The following is a 21,915-nucleotide window of genomic DNA, read 5'->3' on the forward strand; positions in this document are numbered from 1 at the left end:
TCAGTAGGTGAGTGCGAAGTCGGCCAGGCCCATCAGGACCAGGGCATAGGCGAGCACGCAGGCCGAGATCAGCAGCAGCACCGCCCACAGGCGCGCCAGCCAGCCGCGTCCGGCGCGGAAGGTCTGCACCAGGTTCCAGGCGGTGGATCCGATCCCGCCGATGATCGCGATCACCGAAGCGATGCCCAGCCCGATCACCGCCGGATCGAGACGATCATCCAGGCGCGCGAAGTCCGCCGAGGCCCAGGCCATTACCGCCATCGCCACGGCGGGTACCAGCAGCATGAACCAGCACGCTGCGCGGCTGAGGCGGTAGGCCAGCAGCGTCCTGCGCGGCCAGCCCAGCCCGCGGCCGTGGCGACGCCGCACCCACGCGGCGATCGGCCATGCCAGCGCGGAGAGCGCCAACACCGCGACGGCCGCGGTCAGCACCGGCTTGAGCCACACGGCGGAGCGATAGCCTTCCGCGCGCAGGAACACGTTGAACGGGGAGGATGAGTCCACAGCGAAGCCGACCGGCTTGCCGTCCTTGAGGATGGCGGCAAGGCGCAGCTCGCTGTTGTTCGCCTGCCACAGCCACGGTGCGATCGGCTTGAAGGTGGTGGGCTGGCCATTTGGCTGCTTCATGCGCGGCAGGCGCAGGCTGCCATCGCCGAGGGCCTCCAGGCGCGTCTGGGTAAGGATGCCGGTGCGGCCGATACCGGTTTCGGCGCGGCGCGAATCGAGGTAGCTCGGCCCGGCCAGCTGGCGCGCCTGGTCCTTGGCGAGCGCGGCGTCGACCACCGGTGCCGCGGCCACGGCGGGCGCCGGGAAGTAACGGTCGGCGAAGTTCTCCAGCAGCTCCCGCCGGATCTGGCCGGTGATGCCATTGGCGCCGGCGCTGTTGAGGGTGATGAACAGGCCGACATCGTGGTCGCGGAACAGGAACAGCTGCGAGTGGAACGAGTACGTGTCACCGGCGTGGGAGACCACGCGCTGGCCGTTGACATCGATCTCGTAGAACCCGAGCGCCATGGTGTTCAGCGGTGGCGCGAAGCGCGTCTGCGGGGTCAGCATCAACTGGCTGGTGGCCGCTTTCAGAATGGCCGTGTCGTGCCCGCCCGCCGCGTTCAGATGCGCGATCATGAAACGCGCCATGTCGCTGGCGGTGGCCGACAGCGCACCGGCCGGGGCCGACGGCGTCACTTCGAACTCGCGCGGCTTGCCCGACCCCAGTGCGTAGCCCTTGCTGACCAGCGCACGCAGCGCCGGCGGCAGCGGCTGGCGGAAGCTGGCGTGCTGCATCTGCAGCGGGGCGAAGATGTGCTGTTGGACGTACTCGGCGAACGGCTGGCCGGACACGCGCTCGACGATGTAGCCGGCCAGGCTGGTGCCGTAGTTCGAATACGCCGGCACGGTGCCCGGCGCGAAGATCTGCGCCGGTATGCGGCGCTTGAGATACGGCCCCAGTTCGACGCCCCCGGCCTCGGCCACCGCCTCGGTGGTCCACATGTACTTGATGTTGGCTTCGAAGCCGCCGGTGTGCGTCATCAGTTGCCGCAGCGTGATCGGCAGGCCGCGTTCGGGCACCTTGAAATCCAGGTACCGGTTGATGTCCGCGTCCAGGTCCAGCTTGCCGGCTTCCACCAGCTGCATGACCGCGGTCCAGGTCATCAGCTTGGACACCGATGCCATCCGGAACAGGGTGCGGTCCGGATCCACCGGGGTCTGCTTCTCCACGTCGGAGACGCCGTAACCGCGACGGACCAGGATCCGTCCGTCCTTGACCACCGTCACCGCGGCGCCGGCGATATCGCCACGCGCGATGGCATAGGGCACGAAGCCGTCCAGCCAGGTGGTCGCATCCTCGGCAGTCAGCCCGGGAACGGAATCCACGCCGGGCGCGGGGGCGTCCTGGGGTGGGGAGGGTGGCCGCTGTGCCTCGGCCTGGAACGACAGCAACAGCCCACAACACAACGCGACAAGTCCTGACAACGCACGCATGTGACGATCCCCTCTGGAACTGGAAGACGCGGCACCCCGGAGCGAATCATCGGAGGGCCAAAAACCATCTCAATCAGACAACAATATTCCTGATTAGAGAATTGTCAAATGCGCGTGATCGTCGCCGGATCACGCGCGATGGGGCAAATGTGACGGGTGGGTGTCCTGAACGCGCTATTCCGCGGCAATTGGGAACGTTTTCAGGGCAGTGGAGGCGGCGATCGGAGGCGAACGCGACAAGAAACCATCCTGATCAGGATGGCATTCATCTCTACGTAGTATCGTATCCACAACTTCACCAGCAATAGCCCAAAGGTCCTGTCGATGAGCCCGAAAAGCCCGACGCTCGGAACCCTGCTGCGCGGCCTGCGCACGCGCCAGGGGTGGACGCTCAAGGAAATGAGCGAACACACCGAAATCCCCCTGTCCACGTTGTCGAAGATCGAACACGACCGCCTGACGTTGACCTACGACAAGCTGCAGCATCTGGCGCAGCGTTTGAACCTGCGCATGTCCGAGCTGTTCTCCGAGCCGGATTCGGACAGCGCGCCCAAGCCGGTCACCGCCCGCCGCAGCCTCGGCTCGCTGGACAAGGCGCTGCGCGTGCAAACCGACAACTACGATTACTACTATCTGTGCACGGAACTGCGCCGCAAGCGGATGATCCCGATCCTCACCAAGGTGCGCGCCAAGACCACGGCCGAGTTCGGCGAACTGGTCCGCCACCCGGGCGAGGAGTACGTGCACGTGATGGAAGGCCGCATCCAGGTCCACACCGAGTTCTACGATCCGGTGGTGCTGGAGACCGGGCAGGGCATCTACATCGACAGCCAGATGGGCCACGCCTACATCGTCGATACCGGCTGCGAGGAAGCGGTGCTGCTGGCCGTCTGTGCCGGCGCGGATGAGGATCTGATGGAATCGCTGATCACCCTGCATGAGCAGGAGGGCGGGGTCTGACCCGTCCCCAGCCTCACCAGGTCGCCTCCAGGCGGCGGAATGGCTGGTTGAGCCGTACACCGCGTGCGTCGTAATCAGTGAGCATGCGTCCATCCACCCGCACGGTGGTGGGGCGCGTGCGGCTCGGCCACCAGACCCGCACCGCGGTGCCCGTGCGCAGCCCCTTGCCCAGCGTGACCTGAAGCGTTCCCTGGTGCTGCCGTGCCTGCAGGGCCAGGGTGCCATGGGCGGTCGGCAGCTGGTCCACGGCCAGCCCGTCACCGGCCAGCCACGAGGGCGGGGTGCCCGGCAGCAGCGACAGCGCGTCATCGTCCTCGCGCATCAGCATCCCGAACAGGGTGCGGCCGTACTCGGCGCCGATCCAGGTGTGTGGCATGTCGCCGAGGTAGCGCGGGAAACGAAGCCGCGAATGCACCACCTCGGCCAGCACCTGCCACTCCAGCGGCCGGCGGTCGTGCAGCAGCCCCTGCAGCAGTTCATCGGCGGCCTCGGGCTGGTCCAGATGCACGTAGCTCAGCACGTTGCGGATTTCATACGGCGTGTAGGCGTATAGCGCGCCCAGTTCGCTGCGCTTGCGCACGTCCTGCAGATACCGTGCGAACGTCGTGCGCAGTGCGTCCGCAGGCAGGACATCCTGGGCGCCGGTGGGATCCAGCGCGATCGACACACCGGTGGGGTCGCCATCACCCAGGTCGGCCGAGGAGGGAATGAAGTCGATGCCCTTCCACGCCATCGTCGCGCGGATCGACGCGGCCAGTGCGTCGTGCAGGGCGGTGTACTGCTGGCGCGCCCATGCCGCGGTTTCGTGATCGCCCAGCGACTCGGCCAACCACGCACCGTCATGCCAACCCTTCAGGCCCCAGTAGTCATCCCAGTAGCTGTGCGTGGGCGACGGGTAGCCTTCGTGGCTGATCGACGGCGCCAGGATCCCGGCGAAGCGTTCGGGCGAGGGCTGGCTGGCCATGTAGCCCGGCACCAGCGTGCGCTCGCGCAGTTCCTGCAGGAAGCGCATCGCCGCTTTCACCTTGGGCAGGTAGGCCCGCACCGACTCCGGGCCGCCATCGAGCCGGGCCACGTCAGCGACCAGGGCGATGTACTGGCCCTGGCTGTCGTACTCGATATCCGAACCGAAGCCGGTGTTGACGCTGCCATCGTCATTGAGGATCGGCGAGACCAGCCCGTTGGCGTGCACGCCATGCTCGCTGTACCAGGCCAGGTAATCGCGCGCCACCTTGGACTCGCCCATGCGCAGCAGCACTGCGGAGGTCGCCATGCCGTCGCGGATGAAGGAGCGGTTGTAGTTGCGCGGGCCAGGCTGCATCGCCGGGCCGGTCTGGTTGATCAGCATGTAGGCGGCCTGCGCGCGCAGCATGTCCACCAGCGAGGGGTCGGGCAGGCGCAGGCCGACCTGGCCCAGGCGCGCCTGCCAGTCATCCGAGGCACGTTTGGCCAGGGCGTCGTAGGTGGCATCGGGTGCAGGCGGAAGGGCGGCCAGATCCAGCGCCGGGGCTTCAGGCAGGGCGCCGTCCTTCGCAGAAGGCGCCGTGCCCAGCGGGAACGCGACCACCACCGAACGGCTGTCGCCCGGCGCCAGCTGCATGCGGTAGGTCAGCGCGGCGGCGGCCAGGCCCTCGGCATCGCGTACCTGCGTGGCAGCAGGCAGCGTGCCGTTGGCGATCGCTGTGGTGATTTCCGTGCTGCCATCCGCGCCGAACGGTGCCGCGCCGGCAGCGTCAACGGGCGTCAATGACTGCAGCAGGGCGCGGCCATTGACGCGCACGCGCTGACCCTCGATGGCGACCTCGCGGATCGCCGACAGGCCACCGTTCTGCCACGGTGGATTCATCTGCATCGGCCGCACCGCCAGCGTCAGGGTGCCGCTGACAGGCGCAGTGCCGGTGTTGCGCAGGCGGTGGCGCACGAAGGTGACCGGCTGTCCGTCGAGCTCGACGGCGAACGCTTCGCTCTGCAGCTCAAGCCCCGGTTGTGGCGACCAGGTTGCCGACGGCATCGGCTTCCAGCCATCGCGCAGCGCGTGCCGCACCGGCGCCCCGGCGGCACCCGCGGCGACACCGTCCGCACTGCGCCAGATCGGCTGCACCAGCGGTGCACCCTTGAACGCCTCGATGTTGCCGAACTCGTCGAAGATCGATTTCTGCCGGCCGGCATGGATGCCGACCGCGGTCCAATAGGTCTGCTGCAGGTGCAGCGACGCAGGGAACAACGCGCGCTGCGCACCGCTGGCGGCGATCTGATAGCGCTTCATCGGCGTCATCACCGCCTTCGGACCCAGCAGCCGCAGGCGGGCGACCTGCGGCGCGCCGCCGTCCACCGTCAAGCGCAGCGCCGTGGCGGTCACGGCAGCCGGCGCGGCCAACCAGCTTTGCTGCCGGGTACCGGCCTGCGGGTCGTTCGCAAGCTCGACCCAGCGCCCCTGCGCATCACGCGCCTGCAGCCGCGCGGCGCCGTGCGCCCCCGCCCAGTCCACCGCCAGGCCGGTAGTGGACACCGCACGCGGCAATGCGATGTCAAGCGCGTGCGCACCGTCCTTGCCAGGTGGAACGGCCACCGCACTGCCGCCTTGCCACAGCGCCGCGGCCCGGCTTGCATCCACGCCGGCCACGCGCGCGCTGGTGGTGCTGTCCAGCGGCTCCAGTTCGAAGATCGACACGCCCCAGTCCGAGGTGCGCTCCGGACTGGCCAGGCGCAGATAACGCGCCTGGCGCGGCGCGAAGTAGAGCGTCTCGATACCGCCGAGTGAATCGCGCATGGTGTAGGCCGGTTGCCACTGCTGCCCATCCAGCGAGGTCTGCAGGGTGTAGCCCTCGGGATTGGACACATCCCCGGTGATCTGCGCGCCGCTGAGCGTGCTCGGTTGGCCCAGGTCCACCTGGAACCAGTGGCCGGGGCTGAAGGCGCCGCCGGTGACCGTGGTCGGGTCGCCATCGATCAGGTGGCTGACCGCCATCGCCGGCACCTGCTGCGAGGAACTGCTGGCCTGCCACTGGCTGCGCGGCGGCACGGGCTGGGCAGCCGCGGGCAGGCTCAGGGCGAGGGCGGCGAAGAGCAGGGCGCGGGCCATGACGCGGCGAGGCCGGTGCACGGCAATTGAACGGTCAGCATGCAGCCCCATCAACGCGCTCCTGATCTCAAACGACCGCCGACGGCGGGGTGGGGCACACGCTAGCAGGGCCTGTAATCGTTTACATGACGCGTCGCAATATGGCCGGGGCCGTCACCCTGCCGCCGTCGCGATCCGGTCGCGCAGCCACCGGCGCGCCGGATCGTGGTGAACGCGTTCGTGCCTGCTGCATGCGTTGCCGCTTTCGTGATGCACTGCGCTGGGCGATGCGTGACCCTTCTGCGATAGTCGCGACATATAAATCACGCGCGTTGGATTGATGCTTCATCCACAAGAGTTGTCCGCAGCGCAGATCAGCCAGGTGCTGGATGAGGTGTTCGGCGTGCGTGCCACCGCGGTGTTGCAGCGCGCCGGCGGAGCGGATGCGGGGGCGACGGTGTACCAGGTGGCTGGCCCGGACGGCGCGCGCTGGTGGTTGAAATGCCGCCGCTATGCGGTGGCCCCGGTGGTGTGGACAGTGCTGCACCACCTGCGCGACCACGCCGGCCTTCGGGAAGTGATCGCGCCACTGCCCACGCGCGATGGTGCGGCGGCGGCGAGCTGGGCCGGGCTGCAGTGGACGCTGTTTCCGTATGTCGAGGCGTTCTCCGGTTTTGAAGAGGCGCTCTCGCGGGGGCATTGGGAACGGCTCGGACGGGTGCTGCGCCAGGTGCATGAGACGCGGCTGCCGACCGAGCTCGCCGATCACCTGCGCCGCCCGGTGTTCGACGATGACACTGCAGTGGAACGGGTCGGCGCGTGGCTGCAGCGGGCCGATGCGCGGATACCCGTACGCGATGCCCTGGGCGAAGAGTTCCTGGCACTGTGGTGCCGCCATCGCCAGCGGATCGAGGCGATCTGGCAGCGCTGTGGCGAGCTGCGCGCGCGGATCGGTGAGGGACGATGTCCGCGCGTGCTGTGTCACGCGGATCTGCACGCGGGCAATGTGCTGGTAGGGCCGGGCGCCAGCGTCTTTCTGATCGATTGGGACGACATGGTGCTGGCGCCGCGCGAGCGTGATCTGATGTTCATCGGCGCAGGCATCGGCGGGCGCTGGGGGCGTGAACAGCCGCCGGGGTTCGCCGAGGGCTACGGGCCGGTCACGGTCGACCCGCTGCGGGTGGCCTACTACCGCCACTGGCGGATCCTGCAGGACCTGCAGGAATTCCATGATCTGCTGCTCGAGCCCGGCGCCACGGCGCGTCCGCCTGCACAGCGACGCCAGGCCCTGCGTTACATGGCCGAGCAGTTCGCACCCGGCAACGTCGCCGATTGCGCGGCCCGTGCGTGGCAGGCCACACAGGGCTGAGGCCGCCGCTCAGCGGATGTCGGTACGCAGGCTGCCGCGGATCTGATCGCGCCAGACCCCGGCCACGCCGGCGTGGTCGGCAACGTGTGGCCAACGCAGCACGCTTTGCCGGACCTGTTCAATGATGTCGCGGGCGCGGCGGGCATTGATCGAGGCGGTGGCGGCACATGCGGCCAGGTCGGCCAGGTCGAAACCCTCGCGCTTGCCGTTGATCGACATCTGGTGCCGGGCCGTCCAGTCGCCGTCCGGGTTGTAGGCCCAGGTGATGTCGAAGGCAGGCGACAGCGACCACTGGCCCTGCCGGTCCATCAGGTAGGCGATGTTCTTGACGTGGTCATCCTGGTTGCGGGCGATCACGTTGAACACCATCCGCCGGAACTGTTCTTCCAGCTGCGGCATGGGCAGGCGCAACTGGCGCATGACCAGCAAGGCCTGCTCATAGGAGTACGCATCGGGATCGTTGAAGTCGAAGTGGGCCATTGCCGCCAGCGACTGCATATGGTGCTTGCCACCGGCCTCGGTGCGGTCGAAGCGTTGGGTCATGAAGTGGCGGCGGCCACCTTCCTCCAGCAGCCGGCACTCGCTGATCTGGATGCCCGCATCCCGTGCCATCAGCGCGTACGCGTACTCGACCACGCCGTAACCTTTGGGGTCAGCCAGCTCCTTGTCGCGGTTGTTCTGTACGCCATCGAACTTGAGCAGCCAGTAGCTGAAGCCTGGCGCGGCCGCGGCCTGGCCCGATCGGACCTCACCGGTGCTTTCGTTCCAGGCGATCACGGCTTTGGCCCGTGCGCCACCGGCCGAGGTGCCCACGCGCAGAATGTCGCGCAGCGCATCGGCGCGTTCTTCATCGCCGAAGGAGGCGCGCAGATTGTCGCGGTTGCTCAGGACTTCGGTGGCCAGCGCGACCAGGGCATCGATCTGGATCTTGTGCGCCGTGCGCACGCGCGGACCATGCACGGGCGAGAACTCCAGCGCGCCCATGCCGCGCGTGCCGGTGTAGCACAGCCGCTCCACCGCGTTGAAGCTGTCCGGGGTGCGGCCCTGCGTGGCCAGCCACGCGTTGATCAGGGTGTTGCCGTACTTGTCCGGCAGGGCATCGGCGAGCAGGCCGGGCAGGCCATGGAAGCCTGCGGGGTTGAGCGAGGGGAAGCTGAAGACCCGCTCCGCCGCCAACGGCATGGTCAGAGGGGCGACTTCGATGCTGGAGCGTGCAAACGCCGGGTCGTAGGCAAACTGCGTGACCCGCTCGCCGTCGGCCAGTGTCACCGCGCCGATCCGGCTGCCCCACAAGCGCACCTCGGCCGTGGTACTCATTGCTCATCGCCCCACGTCCACGGCTTGGCCGGGGCCGACGCGGCCACCCCCGGTCGGGCACGCTGGCGCGGCTGGCCGCGGCGTTCCAGCAGGTCGATCGGATTGCGGCTGTCGCTGGGCAGCAGGGCGTCCAGCGCCTCCAGCCTGCCGAGGGCGCGCAGGTACCGGATCAGGTTGGCCAGTTGCGCGGGCGTACCGTCTTCGAGCCGCTGCACGGTGCGCTTGGAGACGCCAGCGGCATCCGCCAGCTGTTCCTGGGTGAGTCCCTGCGAAAGGCGCATGCGCGCAAGGCGTAGCCCAAGCTCCAGCAGCACCGCCTCGTCGGTCATCAGATGTGTGATCGTCATAAAGTGACCCTCCTGACGCTTTATCATCCTCTATTGGGCTACGGCGTCAAGTATGGCGCTTTGTGGAGCTTAAATGGTGTTTATATAAAGCGCCAAGTATGGCGGTTTATACAGCGATATGCGCATAACGCGCCATAAATGACGCTTAAAGACGGGGTATTCGTGCGCGCAAGTGGGACCCCGAACCCGTGGCCCGCACGATGGGCACCGGTCCAGGCAGCAGCATCCGCCGCGATCCTGTCGAAATGCGGCCTACCTGGCCGGCGTTCAGTGCACGGCGTTTGCTAAAATTCGCAGTTCACTCTGGACGCTGCAAAAGAAGGACCTTGAATGAAGATTGCCGTCGCCGGTACCGGGTACGTGGGCCTCTCAAACGCGGTGCTGCTCGCACAGCATCACGAGGTGGTGGCCCTGGACATCGATCCGGCCAAAGTGGCGATGATCAATGCCCGCCAGTCGCCCATCGAAGATGTCGAGATCGAAGACTTCCTCGCCAACCGCGCGCTGAACCTGACCGCGACGCTGGATCCGGCGCAGGCCTATGAGGGCGCGGATTTCGTCATCGTCGCCACGCCGACGGATTACGACCCCAAATCGAACTACTTCAACACCGGCTCCGTGGAGGCGGTGATCGGCGATGTGCTGCGGATCAACCCATCTGCCGTCATCGTCATCAAGTCGACCGTGCCGGTCGGCTGCACGGCCGCGTTGCGGGCCAAGTTCAACACCGACACCATCCTGTTCTCGCCGGAATTCCTCCGCGAGGGACGCGCGCTGCATGACAACCTGCACCCGAGCCGGATCATCGTCGGCGAGCGCTCCGAGCGCGCCGCGGTGTTCGCCGAACTGCTGAAGGAAGGCGCGATCAAGAAGGACGTGCCGGTGCTGTTCACCGACGCGACCGAGGCGGAGGCGATCAAGCTGTTCTCCAACACGTACCTGGCGATGCGGGTGGCCTACTTCAATGAACTGGACACCTACGCCAGTTCGCACGGGCTGGATACGCGCCAGATGATCGAAGGGGTGAGCCTGGATCCGCGCATCGGCGACCATTACAACAACCCGTCCTTCGGCTACGGCGGCTACTGCCTGCCCAAGGACACGAAGCAGCTGCTGGCCAACTACAGCAAGGTGCCGCAGAACCTGATCCACGCCATCGTCGAGTCCAACCGGACCCGCAAGGATTTCATCGCCGATGACATCGTGGCGCGCAACCCGAAGGTGGTGGGCATCTACCGGCTGGTCATGAAGGCCGGCTCGGACAACTTCCGTGCCTCGGCGGTGCAGGGGGTGATGAAGCGGATCAAGGCGAAGGGCATCGAGGTCATCGTGCACGAGCCGGTGCTCACCGAGCCGACGTTCTACCGCTCGCGCGTGGTGAACGATTTCGCCGCGTTCCTGGCCGAGGCCGACATCATCGTCGCCAACCGGCTAACGCCGGAACTGGCGGACGTCGCGCACAAGGTCTACACCCGCGATCTGTTCGGCTCGGATTGATTCCCGGGGGCTATTCCCCCGGTTTGACGGCCGCCGTGGCGGCCTGCGATTTCGCCCGCCGTGCCAGCACCGCTTCACGGTGGGCGATATAGGCATTCGCGCCGAGGATGATGGCGGCGCCGATCACGGTCCAGCGGTCCAGCGTTTCATTGAACAGCAGCCAGCCCAGCAGGCTCACCAGCGGCAGCTGCATGAAGCTGATCGGGGTCAGCGCGGAGACCTCGCCCAGGCGCAGGGCGCGGGTCCACAGCAACTGGCCCAGCGTGCCGAGCACCCCGGTGGCGACCAGCCAGACCCATGCCAGGCCGGTCGGCCAGACCCACACGAACAAGGCGGGTACCAGCGAAAGCGGCACCCAGAACACATAGGTGTAGAACACCACCGTATCGGCGCTGTCCACCCGGGTCAGCTGCTTGATCTGGATCGCCACCAGAGAGCTGAGTACCGCCGCGCCCACGGCGACCAGGGTGCCCGGGGTGAAGCTGGTCGAGCCGGGGCGCACGATGATCAGCACGCCGATGAAACCGATGATCACCGCCGCCCAGCGGCGCAGGCGAACGGTTTCGCCCAGCCACAGCACCGCGGCGATGGTGACGAACAGCGGGGTGGAGTAGGAGAGCGAGATCGCCTGGGAGATCGGCAGGTGTCCGATCGCCCAGAACGCGCACAGCATCGAGGCCAGCCCGATCGCACTGCGCAGGAAGTAGCGCGGCAGCTGCTGCGTTCTCAGCGGCGCGCTGCCCGGGCGGATCAGCATCGGCAGCAGCGCCAGCAGGCCGAACGCGTTGCGGAAGAACGCCACTTCCTGGGTCGGCACGTAGCGGGTGGCGTAGCGGATCGCAATCGCCATCAGGCCGAAGGCCAGCGTACTGCCGAGCATCAGCAGGGCGGCCCGCAACGGCGTGGCCACCGGCAAGGCGGGGGCGGGATTCACCACTGTGCGCCGATCAGCCTCGGTTCCGGTTCGATCGGCACCCCGAACTTCTCCAGGACCGAGGCGGAAATCCGCCGCGCCAGCGCGAGCAGCTCTTCGCCGGTGGCCTGGCCATGGTTGACCAGCACCAGTGCATGGCTCGGCGCCACGCCGGCATCGCCATCGCGGTAGCCCTTCCAGCCGCAGCTCTCGATCATCCAGGCGGCGGAGATCTTGCGGCGGCTGTCCTCATCGGCCGGGAACACCGGCAGCTCGGGGAAATGCTGCAGCAATACCTCGACCTGCTCCAGCGGCAGGATCGGGTTCTTGAAGAAGCTGCCCGCGTTGCCGAGCACGTCCGGGTCGGGCAGTTTGCGGCGACGGATGTTGATCACCGCATTGGCCACATCGGCAGCCACTGGCAGCTCCACGCCCATCGCCTCCATTTCCTCGGCGATCCCGGCGTAGCCCAGGCGCAGGCCGTGCAGCAGCGGCAGGCGCAGCTCGATCGCAGTGATCAGGTAGCGGTCCGGGTCGTGCTTGAAGATGCTGTCGCGGTAAGCGAACTGGCAGCCTTCGGCGTCGAAGCGCACCCAGTCGTTCTCGTGCCGGTCCCACGCATCCACGGCCTGGATGAATTCGCCGACCTGCGCGCCATAGGCGCCGATGTTCTGGATCGGCGAGGCGCCTGCGGTGCCGGGGATCAGCGCCAGGTTTTCAAGACCGGACAGGCCGTTCTGCAGCGACCACATCACCAACCCATGCCAGTTCACACCGGCGCCGGCACGCACGATGGTGTGGTCGGCGCGGTGTTCCAGGATCTCGATGCCGCGGTTGGCGAATACCAGCACGGTGCCTTCCACGTTGCCGGCGATCAGCACGTTGCTGCCGCTGCCCAGCACCAGCAACGGTTGCTCGGCAACGCGCGGCAGGGCCAGCACCTCCGGCAGTACGGACGGGTCGAACACCTCCAGCAGCTGCGCGGCGGTGGCCTCGACGTGGAAAGTGTTGAGCGCCTTCAGCGAGGCGTTTTCAGTGATGGCCCAGGCCGTCATGGCGTCGTTCATAGCGGTGCCACCGCGCCGCGGCTGGGTGCCTCTCTGCGGCGGCGGATCGCCTCCACGCACTCGTGCACCAGCTCCGGGCCACGGAAGATCAGGCCGCTGTAGCACTGCACCAGTGCGGCGCCGGCGGCCATCTTGGCCACCGCGTCCGCACCGGATTGGATGCCGCCCACGCCGATCAACGGCATCGACTCGGGCAGGCGCGCACGCAGGCGGCGCAGCACCAGGGTCGACTGGCCCAGCAGCGGCGCGCCGGACAGGCCACCGGCCTCGTTCGCCCGCGGGTCACCGGCCACCGCACTGCGGTCGATCGTGGTGTTGGTGGCGATCACACCGTCCACCCTGAGCTCGCCGAGCACGCGCGCGGCGGCATCGATGTCGCGGTCGCTCAGGTCCGGGGCGACCTTGACCAGCATCGGTACGCGCTTGCCGTGCTTGGCGGCCAGGCGTTCCTGGCTTTCGCGCAGCTGCGAAATCAGCTGGCGCAGCGCGGTCTCTTCCTGCAGTTCGCGCAGGCCGGCGGTGTTGGGCGAGGAGATGTTGACGGTGATGTAGTCGGCCAGCGGATACACCTTTTCCAGGCAGTGCTGGTAATCGTCGAACGCCTGCTCGTTGGGGGTGTCCTTATTCTTGCCGATGTTGATGCCGAGCAGGCCGGTGCGGCGCTTGGCGCGCTCCACATTGCGCACCAGTGCATCCACGCCCAGGTTGTTGAAGCCCATGCGGTTGATGATCGCCTGGTGGTCCGGCAGCCGGAACAGGCGCGGCTTCGGGTTGCCGGCCTGCGGGCGCGGGGTGATCGTGCCGATCTCCACGAAACCGAAGCCCAGCGCCAGCAGCGCATCGATGTGCTCGCCGTTCTTGTCCAGGCCGGCGGCCAGGCCCACCGGATTCGGGAAATTCACTCCGAACGCGGTGGTCGGCAGCGGGTCGATGCGGCGGCCCATCAGCGGCGTGGTGCCGGTGCGGTAGGCCAGGTCCAGCGCGTTCAGGCCAAGGCCGTGGGCGCGTTCTGCATCAAGGGCGAACAGGAAGGGGCGGGCAAGCGAGTACATGGCGTTCAATCAGTCCAGCGTGCCGACAAAGGCACGGGTTTGGTATTCAAAGGCAATCTGGCCGTCCACCGCATGGGCGTCGAACAGCTGTTGCAGCGCATCGAGCATCGGCGCGTGGCGCGGGTGGCCGGCCTGCGGTGCATAGGAGGAAGAGAGCAGGCGCCCGCGCAGGCCATCGAAATCCATGCGCTGCACGTTCGGCAGGCGGGCCATGCCGCGCAGGCCCTCGCCGAACCACGCGCGCATGGTGTCATCGTCCTGGTAGCGCTCGGCCACTTCCACGTAGTCGGTGCCGAACTCCTGCAGCAGCTGCTCGTAGCCGATCAGGAAGGGCGAGGCATCGAGCAGGCGCGAGTTCCAGAACACCAGCGCCATGCCTTCGGGCTGCAGGATGCGCGCCCATTCGCGGCGCACCGCCGTGGTATCGAACCAGTGGAAGGCCTGCGCGGCGGCGACCAGGCCAACGCTGTTGTCGGCCAGGCCGGTGGCCTCGGCGGTGCCGTCGGCGACCTTCAGGCGCAGATAGTCAGGCGCAAGCAACTGTTCGGCGGCCTCGCGCATGGCCGCGTTCGGCTCTACCGCGATGACCGGGTGGCCGGTGGCCAGGAACAGCCGGGTGGAAATGCCGGTGCCGGCGCCGATGTCGGCGACCAGGGTCTCGGCAGGTACACCGATGTCCTGGTGCAGCCAGTCCAGCAATGCCGGGGGATAGTCGGGACGGTAGCGGACGTAGTCGGCAACCCGACTGCTGAAGCGTTCGGTCGAATCCGAGCGGCTCATGTGCACCTCACGATTGGGTAGCGGCAAACCAGGCCAGTCCGCCGAAGAACAACAGAATCACCACCGAGGCGAGCAGGCTGCCGATCACGATGATCCAGCCCAGGATCAGGCCGGCCAGTGCCATGCCGTCGCCCTCCAGCTCCAGCGGGCGACGGCGGATCTCGGCGCGGGCCAGGTGGCCGGTGATGATCGCCGCGACGCTGCCGATGAAGGGCAGGGCGGTCCAGCCGAGGATGCCCATGATCAGGCTGACCACGGCCATGGCACTCGTTTGTCGGGGCGGAAGGCTCATGCAGGTCCTGGTCGCGGTGGGGTGGTTCGATGATAGGGCCAGCGGCGGGTTTATCCCATCAGGACCTGGCCACCATCGACATTCAAGGTGTGCCCGGTGATCCAGCCCGCCAGGGGCGAGCACAGGAACAGCGCGGCGTTGGCGATGGCGGCCGGCTCGCCGAAGCGGCCGAACGGAATCTTCGCCAGGGTGTTTCGATACAGCTCCGGGTCCTGTTCGCGCCGGCGCGCCCACAGCCCATCCTCGAACTCGATCGAGCCCGGGGCGATGGCGTTGACGCGGATCCGTTGCGGCGCAAGGGCCAGGGCCTGCGAGGTGGTGTAGTGCATCAGCGCGGCCTTGGCTGCCGCATACGGCGCGCCACCCGGGCGCGGCTGCTGGGCCGCGATCGAAGCCAGGTTGAGAATGCAGGCATCGCTGGATTGCTGCAGCCAGGGCAGTGCCAGCCGCGAGGCCCGCACCGCCGACATCAGGTCGACGTTCAAACTGGCTTCCCAGCCCGCCTCATCGTCGGCCATGCCGTAACCGGTCGCATTGTTGACCAGCACGTCGATGCCGCCCAAGGCCTGGGCGGCATCGTCCAGCCAACGGCCGATGTCGTCCAGCCGGGAGAGGTCGGCACTGGCCGTATGCACGGCCAGGCCGAGTGCACGGGCATCCGCACGCAGCGCAGCCAGACCGGCCTCGCCACGTGCGCAGACCGAGACGTGGGCGCCTGCCGAAGCAAACGCCAGCGCCATGGCGCGCCCGATGCCCTTGCTGCCACCGGCAATCAGTACCCGGCGCCCGGTGAAATCCAGGCGCGGGCCAGCCGGCAGCTGGGGCACGGCATCCATCACAGGTCGAACTTGATGCCCTGGGCCAGCGGCAGCGAGTCGGAGTAGTTGATGGTGTTGGTCTGGCGGCGCATGTAGACCTTCCAGGCATCCGAGCCGGACTCGCGGCCACCGCCGGTATCCTTCTCGCCACCGAACGCACCGCCGATCTCCGCACCCGAGGTGCCGATGTTGACGTTGGCGATGCCGCAATCCGAACCCGCGGCCGAGAGGAAGCGCTCGGCGGTCTTCAGATTGGTGGTGAAGATCGAAGACGACAGGCCCTGCGGCACACCGTTCTGCATGTCGATCGCTTCGTCCAGCGTGCTGTACTTCATCACGTACAGGATCGGGGCGAAGGTCTCGTGCTGGACGACCTCGTCGCTGTTCTTCAGGCCGGTCACGATGGCCGGCAGCACGAAGTTGCCGGCGCGGTCGATGCGGGTGCCGCCGGTCTGCACGGTGCCGCCGCTGGCCTTGGCCTTCTCGATCGAGGCCAGGAACTGCTGCACGGCGCCGTCGCTGTTGAGCGGGCCCATCAGGTTGGCCGGGTCGGTCGGATCGCCGATCTTGCCTTCCACCTGCTTGTACGCCTTGATCAGCGTGGCCAGCACGTCGTCATGGATGGATTCGTGCACGATCAGGCGGCGCGTGGTGGTGCAACGCTGGCCGGCGGTACCGACCGCGCCGAACACGATGCCCGGGATCGCCAGCTTCAGATCGGCGGTTTCATCGAGGATGATCGCGTTGTTGCCGCCCAGTTCCAGCAGGCAGCGGCCCAGGCGGTGGGCGACCTTCTCGGCGACCTGGCGGCCGACCTGGGTGGAGCCGGTGAAGCTGATCAGCGGCACGCGCTTGTCGGCCACCATCTTCTGCGACAGCTCGGTGCCGGCATCGTTGATCAGGAAGAACAGGTCCGGGAAGCCGCCCTCGCGCAGCGCCTCATTGCAGATGCGCATCGAAGCGATCGCGGTCAGCGGGGTCTTGTTGGACGGCTTCCACAGGCAGATGTCGCCGCAGATCGTGGCCAGGAACGAGTTCCAGGCCCACACCGCGACCGGGAAATTGAACGCACTGATGATGCCGACCAGGCCCAGCGGCTGGTACTGCTCATACATGCGGTGGCCGGGGCGCTCGGAATGCATCGTGTAGCCATAGAGCATGCGGCTCTGGCCCACGGCGAAGTCGGCGATGTCGATCATCTCCTGCACTTCGCCATCGCCCTCGGGCTTGCTCTTGCCCATTTCCAGCGCAACCAGCGAGCCCAGGGCGTCCTTGTTGGCGCGCAGGGCTTCGCCGCACAGGCGAACGGCTTCGCCGCGACGCGGGGCCGGGGTGGTGCGCCAGACCTTGAAGGCCTCCTGGGCGCGGGCCACGATGGTTTCGTAGTCGGCGTCGGTGGTCGCGTAGACCTTGGCGATGGCTTCGCCGGTGGTCGGGTTCACCGGGGTGATCACACCGGCATCGGTGGCCGAGGACCACTCACCGTTGCCAAGGTAGGTGCCAGCGTTGGTCGCGTCGAGGCCGAGGGCCTTGAGCAGGTCAGAGGACATGCAAACTCCTGTTGCGTTGCGTTTGTAAGGCGCTGGCCGCTGGCAGGGTGGGGGGCGGCAAGCTGAACATTGAATGGTAACAGAGCCGGCAATCCGACCTGCCGGGACTTTGACGCGCACACGCACGGTCGACAATGGCCCTTATGTCATTGATTTTAATGGGACAGTGAATAAGTTCAGGTTGCCGGACGGTCATCTTTGTGAGAAGTCTGTAAGATTGGCGCCGGTTTAGTGACCAGACATTCGCTCAAGTAGTCTTGTGAAAACGACGGGGAGGTCGGTTGCACGGGCTGGAACGGGAGGCCGTCCCGGCGGTCATCCCTGATGGAGAAATTGCCTTTGCTACATGGATCCGTAGAAGAGTTGCCCGCGCGGCGTGGACGCCAGCGTGTGACTGCCGAGGCTCGGGCCGCGCTCGATGTGTGGCTGCGAGTGGGAGATTTGCTGTTGGTGCCAGGCGCCGCGGCGTTGACCCATATCGTCACTTACGGCTGGCTGGTGCCTACGCATCCCCAGCGGGTGGTGTTCGGCGCAGTGCTGCTATGCACTCTTGTCTGCTTCGGCGTGGCGCCGGTCTACCGCGACTGGCGTAACCGCGGCCTTCTCGCGGATTTGTGGACTCTGCTCCTTGGCTGGACGGGTGTATTCGCTCTGTTCTCCATGTACGCGGTCCTGATCGATATGGCAGACACGGTGCCCGCTTCATGGTTGGTCGGCTGGTACTCGCTGGCCCTCGTTGCCATGAGTGCCACCCGTGTCGGCATCCGCTTCCGCTTGCATTGGTTGCGGGCGCGTGGGCTGGATCGTCAGCGTGTCCTCCTGGTTGGCCTGCGTGCACCAGCATTGAAAGTGCATCGTTTGTTGCGCAGCCGCCCGGAAATTGGCAAAGAAGTGATCGGATACTTCGCGGGTCCGGACGACATTGCACTGCGTAGAGAGGGGGCGGATGCACCGAAACATTTGGGTGATCTGGATGGCCTCGAGGCCTACCTAGACGCCCATCGCGGCCAGATCGAGCAGATTTGGGTGTCGCTTCCGCTAGGTGGCCGTGCGCGGTTGAAAGACGTACTGCGCTTGCTGGAGCGCTATCCCGTGCAGGTACGGCTCGTGCCGGATATCACTGGCCTGGGCGCGCTCAATCCAGGTGTGCATCAGGTTGGCAACGTGCCGATGATCGGTGTGCGCCAAGGGGTGGTGGAGCCGCGTTTCCTCATCATCAAGCGTGTCGAGGACTTTCTGGTCGCTGGCATTGCCGTCGTCCTGCTGTCGCCCCTGTTGGGCGTCCTGGCCCTTGGGGTCAAGCTGAGTTCGCCTGGGCCGATACTGTTCCGGCAGAGGCGTCATGGGCTGGATGGCAAGGAATTCTGGATGCTCAAGTTCCGCTCGATGCGCGTGCATGCCGAAGCGCCCGACAAGCTGACGCAGGCTATTCGCAACGATCCGCGGGTCACCCGGTTCGGTGCATTTCTGCGTCGTAGCAGCCTTGATGAGCTGCCGCAGTTCTTCAATGTGTTGGGTGGAAGCATGTCGGTAGTTGGGCCGAGGCCGCATGCGGTCCAGCACAACAATCAATACGAGCGGCTGATCGAACGTTACATGCATCGTCACTACGTCAAGCCCGGCATCACGGGCTGGGCGCAGGTCCACGGGCTTCGAGGGGAGACGCCCCAGTTGCGGCAGATGAAAAAGCGCGTGCAGTACGACATCGACTACATCCGGCGGTGGAGTCCATTGCTGGATGTGCGGATCATTGCGTTGACGGTGTTGAAGGTGTTGGGGCAGAGGACAGCGTACTGAGTCGCCGACAAGTCAGTCGAGAGCGAAATTTGACGATGAGCGACTCGCGTCTCATTTTGTTCCTTGGTCGTTGTTTCTAGAGGCCTTTTTCGGGTTGCGAAGGCAATCGTTAGGGCTAATCGGTTATTCTGTTCGATTGGATGCGTGGCCGCCGGGTCTACTCCGGCCGAGCCCGCAACGTCGAATGCAACAGGATTGGATCGTAGTGTTCAAGAATATTTTGTTCGTGTGCATTGGCAACGTCTGTCGAAGTCCATCTGCGGAGGTCATGATGCGCAGCGCGCTTGAGGGCAGAGGCATACAGGTTGCCTCAGCGGGCTTGGGGGCTCTGGTTGACCATGGAATCGACCCCACGGCACAGCAATTGCTTCTGGAGCACGCATTGGACGGTAGCGCGCATCGCGCGCGTCAAGTTACTTCCTCCATTCTTGCAGCCTCAGATCTTGTGCTGGTGATGGAAAAGAAACACTTGCGGCGGATCAGCGAGATCGCACCCGAGGCATCTGGCAAATCGTTCCTTCTCGGCAAGTGGAAGAATGATTTCGAGATTCCCGATCCTTACCGGCAGCAGCGTCCGGCTTTCGAGCACGTCCATCGGCTAATGGCCGAAGGCGTTGAGAGTTGGAAGCGCTACATCTGACCCTCGGTTGGTGCTCCGCGCCGTATCTGCAGTGCCTGTACAACATTCAAGCCCTTTTAGAATTCGATATGACCATCCCAGAGATTCGTAGCTCAGCGCCAGACGACACACCGGATATTGATCTTCGCCAGCTGTTGGGTACATTGATCGATCATAAATGGTGGATTGTTGGCATTACAGGTGCATTCCTGGTTGGATCAGCTGCGTACGCGCTGCTGGCCAAGCCGATCTACCGTGCCGATGCGATCATCCAAGTTGAATCCAAGGCGCCGTCACTGCCGGGTCTTGCCGATATCAGCCAATCATTGGGTGTCAGTGCCGGCTCAGCCGAGGCGAGCACTGAAATCGCGCTGATCACTTCGCGTGCAGTCGTGGGCTCCGCTGTCGACGAGCTCAAGCTTGATATCGAGGTCGAACCCAACCGTTTTCCGCTCATCGGAAACTTCCTTGCTCGCAAGGCGGAGGCGGCATCGCCAACGACCTTGACTCCGACCAGGTTCGGCCTTAGCCGCTACGGTTGGGGGGGCGAGATTCTTGGGATATATCAGCTCGACGTTCCAGCAGCGTTGTTGGACAACGAAATGACGTTGTCGATCGAAGACGCCGGTGGTGGGTATTCCCTCCATGATCACGGCGGGACGCTGCTGTTGAAGGGGCGAGTGGGTGAATTGGCCAAAGGCAATGGCGTTGTGATGCAGGTGGACCGGCTCCGGGGCCATCCGGGGATGCGATTCCGAGTCGCGAAAGTGCGGCGGCTGAAAATTATTGGCGACCTGCAGCGTGAGGTCTCGGCTTCAGAGTCGGGGAAGGATTCAGGGATCTTGACGCTTGCTTACGAGAACACGAATCCGGAGCTTGCCCAGACGTTTCTGCAGCAGGTTGCGCAGGCCTATGTCCGCCAGAACGTCGACCGTAACTCAGCTGAGGCGTCTGCACAGCTGGTGTTCGTCAAGGAGCAGCTTCCAAATATCCGTAACCAAGTGGATGCCGCCCAGAAATCGCTAGCTGCTTACCAGACTCGAGCCAATTCCGTAGACCTCACATTGCAGACAAAGGGGTTGCTGGACCAAGAGGTGGCGGTCGAAACAAGTATTCAACAGCTGCGTCTGCAGCAGGCAGAGATGGACCGCAAGTTCACCCGTGACCACCCTGCTTACCAAGCGCTTATGCGTCAGATTGGTGAGTTGCAGGGTCGTAAGTCAGGCTTCCAGGGCCAAGTCCGACAGCTGCCCGAAGCGCAGCAAGAGCTTCTCAAGTTGACCCGCGAGTTGAAGGTCAGCAACGAAATGTATACCGGCATGTTGAATCAGGCGCAGCAGCTTGATGTTGCACGGGCAGGTACCGTTGGCAATGTGAGAATAGTGGACGCTGCAGCAGTTGATAGCGCTACCCCAGTTAAGCCTCGCAAAGCACTTATTGTGCTCATCGGCACACTTCTTGGGGGCTTCCTGTCCGTGGCACTCGTCTTGGTCAGACAGATGCTGAACCGTGGCGTGGAGGATCCTTCACAGATTGAAGAGCTGGGGCTCCCCGTATACGCCTCCATTCCCGTAAGCCCAAAGCAGCAAGGGGACTCGGTGCGCGGGAACTTCCGCGCTGACGGAAAGCTACATTTGTTGGCTATCAACGACCCCGCTGACCTTGCGATTGAGGCGGTCCGCAGTTTGCGTACCAGTCTGCACTTCGCCAGGCTGGAGGCGAAGAACAATCTTGTTCTGATATCAGGTTCCAGCCCCAATGCAGGCAAGACTTTTGTATCGGCAAACCTTGCTACCGTCATGGCCCAGGCGGGGCAGCGCGTACTGATCATCGACGCTGACATGCGAAAGGGAACGTTGCATAAGGCCTTGGGGGCACATCAAACTCCAGGTCTGTCCGACGTACTTGTGGGCAATGTCTCCGTTAATCGGGCTATTCGTAGCCTGGACGGGCTAGAAAAGCTCCACTACATAACTCGGGGTGACGTGCCGCCAAATCCGTCTGAGCTGCTCATGCATGAAAACTTCTCGACGCTACTGAACACAGTAGGGGCAGATTACGACATCGTTATAATCGATACGCCGCCTATTCTCGCTGTAACCGATGCGGCGATCATCGCCCACCATGTCGGCACATGCCTTCTCGTTGCTCGTTTCGGTCTCAATCAGCCGAAGGAGTTGGCTCTCGCGAAGCGACGTTTCGAGCAGAACGACGTGAAGCTCAAGGGTGCCATTTTCAACGCCGTGGAGCGGCGCTCGACTGGCTACTATAGCTACGGCTATTACGAGTACAAGTCTTCGACTTGATTCGCAGCGCGAATACCTCAAATCGAGTCGCCCCATGGCGACTCCTTTGTCGTTTGTATCAGTAAATGAGGAAGCCCATGGTGTGCACGAAGAGTTTGGGGCTTGAAGCAGGAAGCTGTCTCAGATCCCGCATGTATGCGTCGATCGCATCGCGGAATAGTAACGAGCTGCTTCTCCAGGCGATTGG

Annotated in this window: 17 protein-coding genes; 6 read left to right on the plus strand and 11 right to left on the minus strand. The window is 65.3% G+C overall.

Annotated features, from left to right (window positions below):
• Window positions 1-1,875 carry a serine hydrolase domain-containing protein gene (locus OC373_RS08385; RefSeq protein ID WP_261997467.1) on the minus strand — a complete coding sequence of 625 codons (1,875 nt, stop codon included), beginning with the start codon at window positions 1,873-1,875 and terminating at the stop codon, window positions 1-3.
• A 432-nt stretch (window positions 1,876-2,307) separates the two neighbouring features.
• On the opposite strand from OC373_RS08385, the gene OC373_RS08390 reads away from it, so the two are divergent.
• Window positions 2,308-2,943, plus strand: coding sequence for a helix-turn-helix domain-containing protein (locus tag OC373_RS08390; RefSeq protein WP_261997468.1), 636 nt, complete (start codon window positions 2,308-2,310; stop codon window positions 2,941-2,943).
• Between the two features lie 13 nt (window positions 2,944-2,956).
• On the opposite strand, the gene OC373_RS08395 is transcribed toward OC373_RS08390, so the two are convergent.
• Window positions 2,957-6,076, minus strand: coding sequence for a discoidin domain-containing protein (locus OC373_RS08395; RefSeq protein WP_261997469.1), 3,120 nt, complete (start codon window positions 6,074-6,076; stop codon window positions 2,957-2,959).
• A 268-nt stretch (window positions 6,077-6,344) separates the two neighbouring features.
• Between OC373_RS08395 and OC373_RS08400 the strand changes: the two genes are divergently transcribed.
• Window positions 6,345-7,373 (plus strand): aminoglycoside phosphotransferase family protein, encoded by a 1,029-nt coding sequence (locus tag OC373_RS08400; protein ID WP_261997470.1) that lies wholly within the window; start codon window positions 6,345-6,347, stop codon window positions 7,371-7,373.
• A 9-nt stretch (window positions 7,374-7,382) separates the two neighbouring features.
• Here the strand turns inward: OC373_RS08400 and OC373_RS08405 are convergent, their stop codons facing one another.
• Window positions 7,383-8,690: a HipA domain-containing protein gene (locus OC373_RS08405; RefSeq protein ID WP_261997471.1), complete on the minus strand. Its 1,308-nt coding sequence runs from the start codon at window positions 8,688-8,690 to the stop codon at window positions 7,383-7,385.
• Window positions 8,687-9,037, minus strand: a complete 351-nt coding sequence (locus OC373_RS08410; RefSeq protein WP_261997472.1) for a helix-turn-helix transcriptional regulator — start codon at window positions 9,035-9,037, stop codon at window positions 8,687-8,689. Before OC373_RS08410 ends, OC373_RS08405 begins: the two co-directional genes overlap by 4 nt.
• A 330-nt stretch (window positions 9,038-9,367) precedes the next feature.
• Here OC373_RS08410 and OC373_RS08415 point away from each other — a divergent pair, with 330 nt between their 5' ends.
• Complete coding sequence (locus OC373_RS08415; RefSeq protein WP_261997473.1) at window positions 9,368-10,534, plus strand: nucleotide sugar dehydrogenase; 1,167 nt, start codon at window positions 9,368-9,370, stop codon at window positions 10,532-10,534.
• A gap of 10 nt (window positions 10,535-10,544) precedes the next feature.
• Here OC373_RS08415 and OC373_RS08420 read toward each other — a convergent pair whose 3' ends face one another.
• From OC373_RS08420 to OC373_RS08450, 7 genes are read right to left on the minus strand one after another with little or no spacing between them, the layout of a single operon-like run.
• Window positions 10,545-11,432 carry a DMT family transporter gene (locus OC373_RS08420; RefSeq protein WP_026069760.1) on the minus strand — a complete coding sequence of 296 codons (888 nt, stop codon included), beginning with the start codon at window positions 11,430-11,432 and terminating at the stop codon, window positions 10,545-10,547.
• Between the two features lie 32 nt (window positions 11,433-11,464).
• Window positions 11,465-12,514, minus strand: a complete 1,050-nt coding sequence (gene murB, locus OC373_RS08425) for a UDP-N-acetylmuramate dehydrogenase (protein WP_261997474.1) — start codon at window positions 12,512-12,514, stop codon at window positions 11,465-11,467.
• Window positions 12,511-13,566 carry a quinone-dependent dihydroorotate dehydrogenase gene (locus tag OC373_RS08430; RefSeq protein ID WP_261997475.1) on the minus strand — a complete coding sequence of 352 codons (1,056 nt, stop codon included), beginning with the start codon at window positions 13,564-13,566 and terminating at the stop codon, window positions 12,511-12,513. The genes murB and OC373_RS08430 overlap by 4 nt, the downstream gene beginning before the upstream one ends.
• A gap of 9 nt (window positions 13,567-13,575) precedes the next feature.
• Window positions 13,576-14,346, minus strand: a complete 771-nt coding sequence (locus OC373_RS08435; RefSeq protein WP_070427234.1) for a class I SAM-dependent methyltransferase — start codon at window positions 14,344-14,346, stop codon at window positions 13,576-13,578.
• A gap of 7 nt (window positions 14,347-14,353) precedes the next feature.
• Window positions 14,354-14,638: a DUF4190 domain-containing protein gene (locus OC373_RS08440; protein ID WP_261997476.1), complete on the minus strand. Its 285-nt coding sequence runs from the start codon at window positions 14,636-14,638 to the stop codon at window positions 14,354-14,356.
• A 50-nt stretch (window positions 14,639-14,688) separates the two neighbouring features.
• Window positions 14,689-15,474, minus strand: coding sequence for an SDR family oxidoreductase (locus OC373_RS08445; protein ID WP_261997477.1), 786 nt, complete (start codon window positions 15,472-15,474; stop codon window positions 14,689-14,691).
• Window positions 15,474-17,006 (minus strand): aldehyde dehydrogenase family protein, encoded by a 1,533-nt coding sequence (locus tag OC373_RS08450; protein WP_046273729.1) that lies wholly within the window; start codon window positions 17,004-17,006, stop codon window positions 15,474-15,476. The genes OC373_RS08445 and OC373_RS08450 overlap by 1 nt, the downstream gene beginning before the upstream one ends.
• A 324-nt stretch (window positions 17,007-17,330) precedes the next feature.
• Between OC373_RS08450 and OC373_RS08455 the strand changes: the two genes are divergently transcribed.
• The 3 genes from OC373_RS08455 to OC373_RS08465 all read left to right on the plus strand — a co-directional run bounded on the left by OC373_RS08455 (window position 17,331) and on the right by OC373_RS08465 (window position 21,728).
• Window positions 17,331-18,803, plus strand: a complete 1,473-nt coding sequence (locus OC373_RS08455) for an undecaprenyl-phosphate glucose phosphotransferase (RefSeq protein WP_315985454.1) — start codon at window positions 17,331-17,333, stop codon at window positions 18,801-18,803.
• Window positions 18,804-19,008: 205 nt separating this feature from the next.
• Window positions 19,009-19,443, plus strand: a complete 435-nt coding sequence (locus OC373_RS08460) for a low molecular weight protein-tyrosine-phosphatase (protein ID WP_261997478.1) — start codon at window positions 19,009-19,011, stop codon at window positions 19,441-19,443.
• 68 nt (window positions 19,444-19,511) lie between these two features.
• The gene (locus tag OC373_RS08465; RefSeq protein WP_261997561.1) at window positions 19,512-21,728 is read left to right on the plus strand and encodes a polysaccharide biosynthesis tyrosine autokinase; all 2,217 of its coding nucleotides are present in this window, start codon (window positions 19,512-19,514) and stop codon (window positions 21,726-21,728) included.
• The last annotated feature ends 187 nt before the right edge of the window (window positions 21,729-21,915 follow it).

This window comes from Stenotrophomonas sp. Ste96, assembly GCF_024519495.1.
Lineage (GTDB): Bacteria > Pseudomonadota > Gammaproteobacteria > Xanthomonadales > Xanthomonadaceae > Stenotrophomonas > Stenotrophomonas bentonitica_A.